We start from the raw sequence: 13197 nt of genomic DNA on the forward strand, positions 1-13197 counted from the left end.
GGTAAGCAATAAAAAAGGGCAGCCCAAACGAGCTGCCCTATATCTTTAAAAAACGAAATTATTATTCAGTTACTACAATTGAGTAATTGAGGTTTTGATTTTCGTTGCTTAAATTAATCTGATACATTCCTGCAGTTACATTATCTAAAGAAATATATTCAGTATAATTATTAGAATTGATATCAATGTTTTTAGTATAAACAACCTGACCAACAGAATTCATCACAGTTAATGTCATTGCATTATTTTCTAAACCTGCAATATTAACTGTAAATGCACCATTGTTCGGGTTTGGATATAAACTAATACCACCTTCTACTTCACCGATACGGCCTAAAGTAGTCCAGTAGTACCAAGGTGAAGGTGTAGAAATATCAGCTAAATCATCATAACAAACTGTTTTAACACGGAAAGCATATGTAGTTAACGGTGTTAATTTATCAGTTAAGTCATAAGAGTTAGTTGTTGCTTTTCTTTTAGCAATAACACCAGTTGCTGTGTTTTGTAATACAAAACGATATTGATCAGCACCGGCAACTTCATTCCAATGACAAACTGCGTCGTTATCAGTAATTCCATCAACAAATAAACCTGTTGGAGTTTCACAAATTACAACTGCAGATTCACCGCAAGATGCATAAGAAAGAATATTTGCACGTAAGTTAGCAGCTTCTGCTAAAGGTGAATGGTAATTAGTAGTAGTCATACCACCAAAAACAACTAAACCTGCACCGTAAGGTAATTCAGATAATACGTTTGTTCCAGGCGCAAAAGCATCTTCCATAATACCAACTGCACCACCACCGCTAATTGAAGCGTGACCGAATGAAGTTCCGGTATAAGAAGTTACTATCGGTGTATAAGGACCGTTAAATACAGGATGTGTTACATCAATTGCATTTGCAGTTCCGGTACTATGCATAGTTGCAGTTAACACCACCAAATCCAAAGCTCATACCATCACCTTCATTAGGTGCAGCATTGATAAATAAACGACCACCTGCATAAACCCATGCTTCAATAGCAGCCATATTTGCAACTAAGAAGTTTTCTAATTCAATTGCATGTCCATCGCTACCTTCCATATAAATGAAAGCAGTAGATGGTGAGAATGCAGCAGCTGCATCAACAGTTTCATAATATTCAGTTGTATAACCACCTGCAGTAAATACTGTAGTCATAGCAGCAGAACATGTGGTATTAAACCATGGTTCGCCACCTGTTGTATTAGACAACATGAAATAAACGTTACCAGCAGCAACACAAAGGTTACAAACTGAAGCGTCTTCACCATCATTAGCTGCAAATCCGTCAGATACCCAAGAAGTATTAGATGAAATCATATAGCAACCATCAGCGGTAAAATCGTAAGTAGCAGCAAATGTGTATGAAGCACTTGTTCCGGCAGCAAGTGTGCCTGGATAAGATTCAGTAACAACAGCACCACCGTCTACACTGTATTGAACAGAAAAATCAGATGCATCACTAGTACCATAATTGGTAACAGTAACAGTAATTGATTCAGCTCCAAGTCCGCCGCCTGTAACAGGAGAAGTAATTGCAGATACACCTAAATCGAATTCAGACGCAGGTCCGAAATCAACAGTGTAATCTTCAGCTTCACCATAAGTTGCAGAAGCACAAGGATCCATTGTTGCTAAACCGGTAGGATAAATACAACGAACGCGCATTGTAGTTGCTCCCGGCATTGCATCAGCTGCAGTTGTGAAAGAGATATCTCCACTAGCACCTGCAAGTAAACTAATAATACCTAATTGCTCATCTGCATCAAATGAACCGTTTTGATCGTAATCAATCCATGCAGAATAAGTTTCACCCCAGTTTGGTGTATTATACAATGTCATTGTATAAGTAGTTGCTTCATCAAGCGACGTTGATAAAAAGGTATAATCAGAATACCCTGTACCTGTTATAGCACCACCGGTTTCTGTATTTGAAATTGCACCAAGAACTACACCGTTCACGTAGTCGTTATCCCCGGTACCCGTAACGTACTCAGGCGTGCAATATTGCCCAAAACTTGCAGCAGATATAAACAGCATGCAAGCCATAGTTAAAATTGAGCGCATTTTTAAGTTAAATTTGATCATAAGTGTTTGATTTTAATGGTTATTTATTGTTAGAAAATTATTGTCACTTTTTTGATTGCGTAAATATCATTAATTATTTACAATGAAATTATTATATTATATGTTTATACACATAAATTAAACAGGTCTTCGCAACATCGCTTTAAATTGGGTGTTTCGTATTTGTTTTCTCATTGCAGGGTCTCGCTTGTTAATTTAGATGAAACATTTACCGATTCGGTTGGACGCTCCTATCTATTATTAAAAAATTGTTGTTTGAATTATACAATTCAAACGCTCAATGACATACGGTTTTATACAAACTGTTATATTGGTATTAGGTCGCATTTTTCAGTTTGAGATTACAAGGTAGTGATTATTGGCTTTTTATCAAAAAAAAATGCAAAAAAAAGCCTCTTTTAATGCAAAATTGTCAGTAATACGCTGAAAATCAAGTTCCTATAACTGCGGATTGCCGGCAATATAGGTTTGTTCAACCTGGTCCGGATTGGGGTCAAAGCTGTTTAATACCGTAAAATCAGCCCATTTCCCTGCTGTAATGGAACCCATTTTTTGGTGTGCGCCTGTTACTGTAGCACTTCCCATAGTATATGCGTATAAAGCCTCAGTAAGTGTTATTTTTTGTTGGGGAGATATCACTGTTCCATTATTGGTAGTTCTGTTTAAAGCAGCATGTATGTTGTATAAAGGATGATAGGATTTAACTACCGGCGCATCTGTAGATAATGCGAGTTGAACACCGAAATCCAAAACACTTCTTACAGGATATAAATAATTTAAATAATGCTCAGGAACATAATTCAGGAAATTATTTCCCAGCTCGCTAATAAAAATGGGTTGCATTATTGCTGAAATATGATATTTAAACATGGCTTCCAGATGTTCATGAGAAGGCAGCCCCAAATGTTCGATTCTGTGACATAAATTTTTTAGGTTAAAAGGAGCAATCGATGTATATACATCAATTACCAGGTCGATGGCTGAATCTCCAATTGCATGTGTTGCTAACATAAATCCTGCTTCTTGCGATTCCATTGCTAATTGACGAAATATGTTTTTTTCTAAACGCAACACACCATGTTCATTTGAATTTTTATATGGTTCAATAAGTGCTGCTGTTTTTCCGCTTATTCCGCCATCTGCAAAAAACTTTACCGTATTTACAATTAGGTGTTCACTATAATACGGTTCAGGATTTGGATATACTTTATTTGCACCATCAGGAACGCGTATCGGAATTGCATTTATGCGAATAATTAATTCACCATCTGCATCCATTTGTTTATATACCTGTAATAAATCTCTATCTACTGCAGGATCGGTTGCTGCTGTAATTCCGTATTGTAAAAATTGTTGTTGCGCAGCTAAAATCATTTCCCGCAATTCAGCGGCTGTATATTTTGGTATTTTAGATAAAATTAATCCGATTGCAGTTTCAGTAAAATGCCCTGCTACAGCGCCATCAGCCATTAATTTCATTTCACCACCTTTCGGCACAGGCGTATGGATATCAATTTCTGCTAATTCAAGTGCTTTTGTATTTACAATTATTTGATGTGCACAGGTGCGGGTTACACAAATTGGTTTATCTGTTGCAATTGCATCTAAATCAGCTTTCGTGGGCATACGTTGTTCAATAAAATCGGCTTCATTAAAACCTCTTGCCTGTATCCAATTTAATTGCGGATTTTTTGCTGCGTATGCAGATAGTAATTCCTGCATTTCGGTAATACTTTTTACGCCACGTAAATCCAGCATACCATGTATTAAATTCCCAACCTTCCAGATATGAATATGTGCATCATTAAAACCCGGAACTACAAATTTTTTATTTAAATCGATTAGAATAGCAATATTATTTTTTTCAGCTAATATTGTTTCATCTGAACCCACTTTGGTGAAATTTCCATCTTCAACAATAAATGCAGTAGCCTCAGGAAGTTGTTCATCCTGAGTCAGCACTTTACCATTAAAAAATATCTTTCTCACCGACATCCAAATTTATTTAGCTCTTTTCTCCTGTGCGCGTTGAATCGCATTTTCCAAAACCTGTAAACCTTCTGCTAACTGTTCATCGGTCATTACAATTGGTGGCAACAACCGGATACAATTTGAATATAACCCTGCACGAATTAATATAATTCCATGACTAACGGCATCTTTAATTATTTCCATGGCAATTTCAACATCGGGTTCTTTGCTATCACGGTCTTTCACAAATTCTACCAGCAACATGGCACCTAACCCACGAACATCTCCAATACAAGCATATTTATTTTTCCAGTTATTTAATGTTGTTGAAATTAAATCACCAACATGATTTACACGAGCTAAAAATGATTCAGATGAAAGAATTTTCAGTGCTTCAATCGCAGCAACACAAGCTAAAGGGTTACCACCATATGTACCGCCCACCCCACCTAAATGTGGAGCATCAATAATTTCAGCTTTACCGGTTATTGCACTAATTGGCATACCTGCACCAATCGATTTTGCCATACAAATAATATCAGGCACAACATTAAAATGTGCGCAGGCAAATAATTTTCCTGTTCTTCCTGCACCACACTGAATTTCATCAAAAATTAAAACAATACCATGTGCATCAGCTACAGCACGGAGCTTTTGTAAAAATTGTTCCGGCATTGGAATAAATCCGCCCTCACCCTGCACCGGTTCAATAATTATTGCAGCAACACTGTCCGGATCAATTTGCGCAATCATTGCCGTTTCAAATTGCTGAATACAAAAATTTATATATTCTGCATCAGTAAATTGTTTTGGTTTACGATACATATTCGGAGCAGGTAAACGCACAATATCACTCACATAAGGTCCGAAACCTTTTTTAAATAATGCATATTTACTGGTAAGCGATAAGGTTAATAATGTTCGGCCATGATAACCACCTTCAAAACAAATTACGGCACTGCGTTTAGTATAATATCTGGCAATATTTACTGCATTTTCTACAGCCTCACTCCCACTGTTAGCGAGCAATGTTTTTTTGGGGAAGTTACCCGGTGTTAAACTGTTTAATAATTCTGCTAATTCAACATAAGGCTCGGGTGTTGCAACTAAGGAACAGATATGAATATATTTATCAAGTTGTTCCTTCATTGCATCAATAACCTGTTTGTTGCTATGACCAATATTCATCATGCCGATACCACCTGCAAAATCAAGTAGGGTATTTCCATCGGCATCAATTACTACACCACCATCGGCAGACACTACAGCTACTTCCGTTGATTTAGCTAAACCTGCAGGCATAGCATTTTTACGACGCTGCATCATTTCAATCGATTTAGGTCCGGGGATGGCTGTTTTTAAATTAATAGTCATAATATTTTTTTTCAGATGAATAATTTAATGCGCAAATTTATAATTCCATTACAATAATTGCTCCAGCATTTCCGCAGGTTGGGTCGTTCAGATAATCTTTCATTAAACCAACAATTTGAAACCCGATTTTTTCCTGCACAGAAACTGTCGGATCAAATAGTTCATGATTTTTTACTTTTTCATAATAGGTTTCTATATCCATTTTATCTGCATAATTTACATAACCATTGAGCATTCCAACAGTGAGCTGCCCTTTACATCCTAATTGTTCTGCAATTTGATTGCGCAACTGATAAAATGTTTTTGCAATGCCCATTCCGCGATAATCGGGATGTACACTTACATCTAATTTACCATACAACCATTCACCATCAGGTTCATGATTGGTCAGCCAGCCTCCTGCCACGGTTTCACTAAAAGTGTGGTGTTCCGGATTTTCCACATTGAAATGATAACGCATCGTTGTAGTTCCACCAATAATACGGTTTCCATCTACAGCAACTAACTGACCTTCAGGAAATATTTCCAGGTGTTTTAAATAATGCGCTTCGTGCAAAATTTCATCTTCCGCCAAATTCGGAAAAACGATATATTGCAATAACTCCAATGCCCTCGCATCCTGAGGTAATGTATGACGAATTACAATTTTATCTGATAAATGATAGGATTTTAACATAATTTTTTCTGCTTTTACATAACCATTCCCAAAATAATATATACCACACAGCTAATTCCCCACGCAGTAAGTGCATATGGTAATTGCGATAAACCATGTTGCATATTATTTGTTTCACAACTTTGTGATGTTAATACTGTTGCATCTGAATATAAACAGGCATTTGCACCAAACACACCGGCGCTGATTATGGCACCGATATTTAATAAAACATTAGAGCCAATATGTTGTGATAATGGAATTACAATTGGAATGGCAACAACATACAAACCCCAGCTGGAGCCTGTTGTAAAGGATATTAAGGATAATGCAATAAAGATAGCCAATGGTAAAAATGCTTTACTCACATAAGGTGTAACACTATTAATTACATATTCGGTTAATCCCATTTTATCGCCAACTTCTTTTAACATTAATGAAACAACCACCAATGCCAATGCAAATAACATGGAATTAAATCCGGTGAATATTGTTTCAGTAAGTTGTTGAACAGAAGCGAGTTTGCTGAATAAAAAATAAAAAAACGTAAATGCCACTCCAATTAATACCCCTTTTAAAGCATCAATTTCAATACCAGGTGTATCTATATCCTGAAATAATACCGTACTAATTAACACCACCAATAATGGCACTAAAAAATATCTTGCTTTTGGATTTACTAATTTCGGAAACGGGTCAAACTTGTACCATCGATAATTTTGTGCCATCCGGAATTGTTTTTCCGGTTAATTCGGCGCGGTTAATCGCTGCTTTCATTTTTTTGAAATGCGGCAATACGCCAAAAATAAATAGTGGAATCATTAATATCGAAACCCAGCCATAGGCTACAAATGGAATAACAGAAAAATAACTGCTTAAACCCTGACCTTCAGCAGCAAATCCCGATGTTTCTAACTGTTTACCTATAAACAATGTCCAGGTAGAAATGGGCACTATAACACATAATGGAGGCGATAAGGTATTAACGATATAAGCCAGATACTCTCTTGGTATTTTAAATTTATCGGTAACATTACGCATGGTAATTCCAGCAGTTAATGCACTTAAATAATCATCAATAAAAACAAGAATCCCCAATAACCATGTTCCGAATAAAGCAGATTTTTTTGATTTCATATACACCATCATGCGTTCACCGAATTTGAGTGCACCACCGCTGCGAACCATTAATCCCATAACCGATCCATATAATCCGCACACAACAATAACCCAAATGGTATCTTCAGATGTCATTACAGCATACATCGAACTGATAAATCCATCGAAAAACCCCCAACCATCAATTAAAATAAATCCTACAATACAACCAATCAGTAATCCTTCAAAAGAAGACCGTAATAATATGGATACCAAAATAACCACCAATGGCGGAACAATTGCTAACCATCCGTATGTCATACTTATTTCTTCCATATTAATATTTTATGGTTGTATTATAATCCACCTGTAGCGATTAATTTTTTCTCCATGTATTCATAAATACCTTCACTACCACTTTCATGGCCTAAACCACTTTGTTTCCATCCGCCAAAAGGCGCTTCCGTTGCGTGCGGTGCCCATTCATTAATACCAATTATTCCGAATTCCAGTGCTTCACTTAAATAGGTGGCGTGATTGATATTGTTGGTCCACACATAAGCTGATAATCCGTAAGGTGTAGCATTCGCGGCTTTAATTACTGCCTCCATCGAAACAAAAGGAATTAAAGGCATTACAGGGCCAAAAATTTCTTTATTGATAAATTCAGACTTTTCATTTTTAACTTCAACTACAGCAGGAACAACAAAATTACCAACCGGAAATGTTTGTCCGCCGGTTAATAAAATATTTTGTTCAGCTTTTGCCGTTTCAATAATTTGAAGAATATGCTCCTGTTGTTTTTTATTAATGAGCGGACCAATACGTGTTGTAATATCCAAACCATTTCCAACAATCAATTCTTCCACATGTTTTACTACAGACTTGCTAAATTGCTCAAAAATATTTTCATGCACATAAAATCGTTGTGGCGAAACACATACCTGACCACAATTTCGAAATTTTGTTGCGACAGCCGTTTTAGCTACATGTTCAACATCAACATCATCCATTATAATTACAGGTGCATTACCACCTAATTCGAGTGCTAATTTGGTATTCGTTTTACTTGCGCCATCCATTAATATTTTTCCAACACGAGTACTGCCGGTAAAACTTATTTTTTTAACAGCGGGATGTTCAAGCATTATTTTACCGATTGCTCCTGCATCACCGTGAACAAGATTAATTACACCTTTAGGAATTCCGGCTTCAACCAAAGCATCAATTAAATTCATTCCTGTTAGGGGAGTAAATTCGCTCACTTTAGCTACAACAGTTGAACCGGCGGCTAAAGCTGCAGCCCATGCTCGTGCCGGATTATAAGCAGGAAAATTCCAGGCAGTAATAATACCAATAACACCCATTGGCTGATATATTACCTGCATCCGTTTATCAGTTCTTGATGAAGGAATTGTTCTGCCATAAGTACGTTTTGCTTCTTCAGCATACCACTCAAATAAATTTGCAGCAACATGTAATTCACCTTTTGCTTCAGCAAGCGGTTTACCACTTTCCATTACCATTTCCTGTGCATAGGAAATAATATTTGTGCGGATAATTTCAGCAGTGCGTTTTAAAATATCTGCGCGACTCCATGGTGACATTTTTGACCAGGTAATAAATGCATGTTCAGCAGCAACAATTGCGTCGGAACAATCAAACCCATCGCCAAAAGGAACAGTAGTAATTTTTTCGTCCGTAGCGGGATTCATTACATCCCAAACACCGTTATTTTTGGCATCACAAAATTCACCATTGATATATTGCTTTTTCATACTGCGCTCCCCTATTTACCTGCTGTTAATTCGCTTAAACTATTTTCAATAATATCTAATCCTGTATTTAATTGTTCATCTGTAATAACAAGTGGTGCGAGATTTCTGATAATATTACCATTTACTCCCGCTGTTAATACGATTAATCCTTTTTCATAACAACGTTGCGCTAATTTTTTTGTAAGCTCAGCATCCGGTTTAGTAATATCGCCACCAACAGACAATTCAAAAGCCATCATCGCACCAAGTCCGCGCACACAACAGATATGGTTTGGAAATTTTTCTTTTAATGCCAAAAATCGTTTCCGAATAATATTTCCGACATGTTTGCCTCTTGCATTGATATTAATATCCTGCATATAATCAATTGTTGCACTTACAGCTACACAACATAAAGCATTTCCAAGATAAGTTCCACCGATGGTGCCTGCATTAATATTATCCATTATTGCCGCCTTACCCATTACTGCACCTACAGGCATTCCGCTACCCATACTTTTTGCCCAGGTTGATAAATCCGGAACAACATCATAATGATGAAAAGCAGCCCATTCGCCGGTTCTGCCGAAACCTGTTTGCACTTCATCCAGAATTAATAAAATGCCGTTTTCATCACAAACCTTTCTTAATTCCTGTAAATATTTTTTCGGAATAACATGAAATCCACCCTCACCCTGAACCGGTTCAACAATTATAGCTGCCACATTTTGTGCAGGAACATATTGCTGAAAAAATGTTTTTAATTTATATATATGTTCTAGAGAAAATTCATCTTCATTTAATTCACCCGAATATAAATCATAAGCAGGAAAATCGATGCGATATATTTCAGGAGCAAATGGTCCGCAACCTGTTTTATATCCAACTTTACTGGTTAAGGTAGCAGCTAATAACGTGCGTCCGTGAAAAGCCTGACCATAACATATCACTGCTGAACGTTTAGTGGCCTGACGGGCAATTTTAATAGCATTTTCAACTGCCTCTGCCCCACTGTTGGTAAACATTAATTTAGTATGTTCACCATGTGGTAAAATGGAAATCATTTTTTCTGCAGCATCCAAATATTGCGGATATATAGAAACATTAAAACAGGCGTGTAAAAATTGTGCTGCCTGCTCTTGTATTGCCTGCACAACAGGTTCAGGACAATGCCCTGCATTAATTACACCAATACCACCGGCAAAGTCGATAAATTCCCTTCCATCTGCATCAGTTATAATTGCACCTTTTGCGGAGCTGATACTGGATGGATTAAAAATACCCAATGCATTAGGAACTAATTGTTTTCTTCGTTCATATAATGCGGCTGTTTGGGAGGCTGTTGATACCATAAATTCGTTTTTAAGCGATGTTAATTTATTCGTTGATATATATCGTTTTTACATTCGTAAATTCCTTTAATCCGTAATCAGATAATTCGCGGCCGTATCCTGATTTTTTTGTGCCACCAAAAGGCAATCGTACATCTGATTTTACCATTGCATTAACAAACACAGCACCACTGCTAATTTGTCGTGCATAATGATAAGCCTTTTCTGTATCCTTTGAGAAAATTGTTGCGCCCAAACCATAACGATGACTATTTGCAATTGCTATTGCATGTTCGGCATCATTCGCAGTAATTACTGATGCAACCGGGCCAAACAATTCTTCTGCATATGCGGGCATACCAACACCAACATCAGCCAAAATAGTAGGCTCATAATTTGCGCCGTTGCGTTTTGAGCCAAATATTACGCGAGCACCTTTTTTTACGGAATTATCCTGTTGTATTTCCAATTCTGTAGCAGCAGCTAATGAGGAAACCGGTCCCATCGTAGTATTTGCATCTAACTGATTTCCCTGTTTTATTTGCGCGATATTTTGCTGAAATGCATTTAAAAAATCATCTTTCACCTGACTGCATACAATAAATCGTTTTGCTGCTATACAACTTTGTCCGGCATTTTGCATACGACTTTTTGTTGCAATACTTGCTGCAAGATTTACATCAGCATCATTCAAAACAATAAACGGATCGCTGCCACCTAATTCCAATACTGATTTTTTAATATAATTTCCTGCTAAAGCTGCAACTGCTGAACCTGCATTTTCACTTCCGGTTAATGTTACACCCTGCACAATATCATGCGCAATTATTTTTTCAGATTTTGATGCAGGAATAATCAACGTCTGGAAAACACCTTTTGGAAAACCTGCAGCTAAAAATGCGGATTCAATATCCAAAGCACATTGAGAAACATTTTTTGCATGTTTCAACAACCCGACATTTCCGGCCATAATTGTGGGAGCTGCAAATCGTATTACCTGCCAAAAAGGAAAATTCCATGGCATTACCGCAAATACCGCCCCTATTGGGTCGTAAGCAACCAGCGACTTTTTTGCATCGCTTGGGATTATTCTATCTTGTAACAGTAAAGCGCCATTTTCGGCATAATAATCACATGCTGTAGCACACTTTTCTACTTCCGCTTTTGACTCTGCCAAAACTTTTCCCATTTCCAGTGAAATATGCATCGCATAAGTATCCAGATTGGTTCTTAATTGTTGCGCAAGATTTTTAAGCAGTGTAGCCCTATGGGTATACGATGTTTTTTTCCAGTCCTGAAAAGCTGAAGCTGCAAGTTGTAAAGCAGATTCAATTTGTGCATCGGTAAATTCCGGATACTCACCCACAACTTCCTGATTAAACGGATTTATCGATTTAAATACAGACATCTTTATTTTATTAATTGAAAAAATTATAAAATTTAATAACCCGGATACTGTTCAATTACACCACCGCTTGCATTAATTTCTCTGCCCGGAACAGGGAAACATGGCAATACACCTTCACCTAAAATATCGGTAACTAATCCAAAATGTGCTAAATCAAAATAGCGATGCCCTTCAAAATTTAATTCACTTCTGCGTTCATCAATTAAATCCTGAGCAAATTCTTCAGGTGACGCTGGTGATGCATCTGTCATGCCACGTGCATTACGCAAATCATTGAGATTGGCAACTCCTGCCGGATATCCACCGGCTTCCGCTAAAATGAGTAACATTTCGCTGTAACGTAAAACATAAGCGCTGTTATCCTGAAAAACCTCACCACGATATTTTTGTGTTCTGCCATCAGGTTCAATACTTAAATCATTATTTATAAAATCAATTAAACCAAAACGTAAATCATCAGTTCTGTCGTCATAAAATGTATTTAACTCTGCAGATGCCAAAAATGATACTTCACTTCTCAGTGCATCGGGACGAGCATAGGTTAATGCATTGAACTGACTTTTATCTTGCCCATTAAATACCAATTCAAATATTGCTTCTGATGATAATTTAGTTGTATATATTGCGCCGAATTCACTACTGCTTAATAAATTTGCGAATCCTTCAGTAATAACTTTCTGCACATAAATTGCAGCATTGGTATAATCAAACTGATATTGATAAACTCTTGCCAATAATGCCTGACAAGCAGTTTTTGTAATAAATTGTGCTCCTTTAAATGTTGGCGGATCTAAACGTAAATCATCATTGCTTAACATGGTTTCGGCAGTGAGTAAATCGTTTAAAATTGCGGCATACGTTTCACTAACAGTACTTCTACCAACAACATCTTCCGGTGATAAAATTGTAGTTACTACAGGAATTCCATAAATCGAAGCATTGTCCCAGTGTTCACCAAACAAACGCAATAAATCAAAATGTGCCATGGCACGAATGGTAAGTGCTTCACCAATAATATCATTTCTTACTTCATCAGTTAATGTTGCATCAATGACACCGTCCGCATTGGTAATAATCTGATTAGCCGTATAAATGGTATTGTAAATAGCAATCCAGCAATTTTCGATATAAATATTATTTGGTGTTGCTGCCTTATATCCTAATTCATCGAGGTCGAGATTATCGTAACCACCCGTTGCACCATTATCGCTGTAAGCTTCAACCATTAACGGATAAAAGCCACCGTAATAATATTGATTTTGCAAAGTATTATACATACCGATGCGCGCACTTTCTAAACTTGCTGCATCTGTAAACATATCACTATTGGCAACATCGTTAGTAGAGGTTTGTGATAAAAAACTTTCGCAGGAAGAAAATAAAATGGTAGCCAAAAAAATGGTGCTCACCAATAAACCTGTTCTGTTTACACTTAAACCTTTTTGTATATTTTGATTTGAATAATTTTTCATAAGTTAATTTTTTAGATTAA

Annotated in this window: 11 protein-coding genes; all 11 read right to left on the bottom strand. The window is 36.8% G+C overall.

Annotated elements, in window-relative coordinates:
• Positions 1–61 precede the first annotated feature (61 nt).
• Positions 62–922, bottom strand: coding sequence for a T9SS type A sorting domain-containing protein (locus IPI65_22450; GenBank protein ID MBK7444193.1), 861 nt, complete (start codon positions 920–922; stop codon positions 62–64).
• Positions 915–2090, bottom strand: coding sequence for a hypothetical protein (locus IPI65_22455; protein MBK7444194.1), 1176 nt, complete (start codon positions 2088–2090; stop codon positions 915–917). Before IPI65_22455 ends, IPI65_22450 begins: the two co-directional genes overlap by 8 nt.
• 459 nt (positions 2091–2549) lie before the next feature.
• Positions 2550–4106 (bottom strand): amidohydrolase, encoded by a 1557-nt coding sequence (locus tag IPI65_22460; GenBank protein MBK7444195.1) that lies wholly within the window; start codon positions 4104–4106, stop codon positions 2550–2552.
• 6 nt (positions 4107–4112) lie between these two features.
• Positions 4113–5459 (bottom strand): aspartate aminotransferase family protein, encoded by a 1347-nt coding sequence (locus tag IPI65_22465; protein MBK7444196.1) that lies wholly within the window; start codon positions 5457–5459, stop codon positions 4113–4115.
• Positions 5460–5493: 34 nt separating this feature from the next.
• A complete protein-coding gene (locus IPI65_22470; protein MBK7444197.1) occupies positions 5494–6132 on the bottom strand; it encodes a GNAT family N-acetyltransferase in 639 nt (212 codons plus the stop codon).
• Between the two features lie 14 nt (positions 6133–6146).
• Positions 6147–6839 (bottom strand): hypothetical protein, encoded by a 693-nt coding sequence (locus IPI65_22475; protein MBK7444198.1) that lies wholly within the window; start codon positions 6837–6839, stop codon positions 6147–6149.
• On the bottom strand, positions 6808–7545 hold the full coding sequence (locus IPI65_22480; GenBank protein ID MBK7444199.1) for a hypothetical protein: 738 nt from the start codon (positions 7543–7545) through the stop codon (positions 6808–6810). The genes IPI65_22475 and IPI65_22480 overlap by 32 nt, the downstream gene beginning before the upstream one ends.
• A 20-nt stretch (positions 7546–7565) precedes the next feature.
• Positions 7566–8987: an NAD-dependent succinate-semialdehyde dehydrogenase gene (locus IPI65_22485; GenBank protein MBK7444200.1), complete on the bottom strand. Its 1422-nt coding sequence runs from the start codon at positions 8985–8987 to the stop codon at positions 7566–7568.
• 11 nt (positions 8988–8998) lie between these two features.
• On the bottom strand, positions 8999–10318 hold the full coding sequence (locus IPI65_22490; GenBank protein ID MBK7444201.1) for an aminotransferase class III-fold pyridoxal phosphate-dependent enzyme: 1320 nt from the start codon (positions 10316–10318) through the stop codon (positions 8999–9001).
• 25 nt (positions 10319–10343) lie between these two features.
• Positions 10344–11705 (bottom strand): NAD-dependent succinate-semialdehyde dehydrogenase, encoded by a 1362-nt coding sequence (locus IPI65_22495; GenBank protein ID MBK7444202.1) that lies wholly within the window; start codon positions 11703–11705, stop codon positions 10344–10346.
• A 32-nt stretch (positions 11706–11737) separates the two neighbouring features.
• Entirely contained in the window at positions 11738–13177 is a 1440-nt protein-coding gene (locus IPI65_22500) for a RagB/SusD family nutrient uptake outer membrane protein (protein MBK7444203.1), read from the bottom strand.
• Positions 13178–13197 lie beyond the last annotated feature (20 nt).

The organism is Bacteroidota bacterium (genome assembly GCA_016706255.1).
Classification (GTDB): Bacteria; Bacteroidota; Bacteroidia; order Chitinophagales; family BACL12; genus UBA7236.

Coding starts and splice junctions, on each gene's coding strand:
- IPI65_22485 (MBK7444200.1), bottom strand. CDS start 8,987: ATGAAAAAGCAATATATCAATGGTGAATTTTGTGATGCCAAAAATAAC.
- IPI65_22490 (MBK7444201.1), bottom strand. CDS start 10,318: ATGGTATCAACAGCCTCCCAAACAGCCGCATTATATGAACGAAGAAAA.
- IPI65_22470 (MBK7444197.1), bottom strand. CDS start 6,132: ATGTTAAAATCCTATCATTTATCAGATAAAATTGTAATTCGTCATACA.
- IPI65_22500 (MBK7444203.1), bottom strand. CDS start 13,177: ATGAAAAATTATTCAAATCAAAATATACAAAAAGGTTTAAGTGTAAAC.
- IPI65_22495 (MBK7444202.1), bottom strand. CDS start 11,705: ATGTCTGTATTTAAATCGATAAATCCGTTTAATCAGGAAGTTGTGGGT.
- IPI65_22480 (MBK7444199.1), bottom strand. CDS start 7,545: ATGGAAGAAATAAGTATGACATACGGATGGTTAGCAATTGTTCCGCCA.
- IPI65_22460 (MBK7444195.1), bottom strand. CDS start 4,106: ATGTCGGTGAGAAAGATATTTTTTAATGGTAAAGTGCTGACTCAGGAT.
- IPI65_22455 (MBK7444194.1), bottom strand. CDS start 2,090: ATGCGCTCAATTTTAACTATGGCTTGCATGCTGTTTATATCTGCTGCA.
- IPI65_22475 (MBK7444198.1), bottom strand. CDS start 6,839: ATGGCACAAAATTATCGATGGTACAAGTTTGACCCGTTTCCGAAATTA.
- IPI65_22450 (MBK7444193.1), bottom strand. CDS start 922: ATGCATAGTACCGGAACTGCAAATGCAATTGATGTAACACATCCTGTA.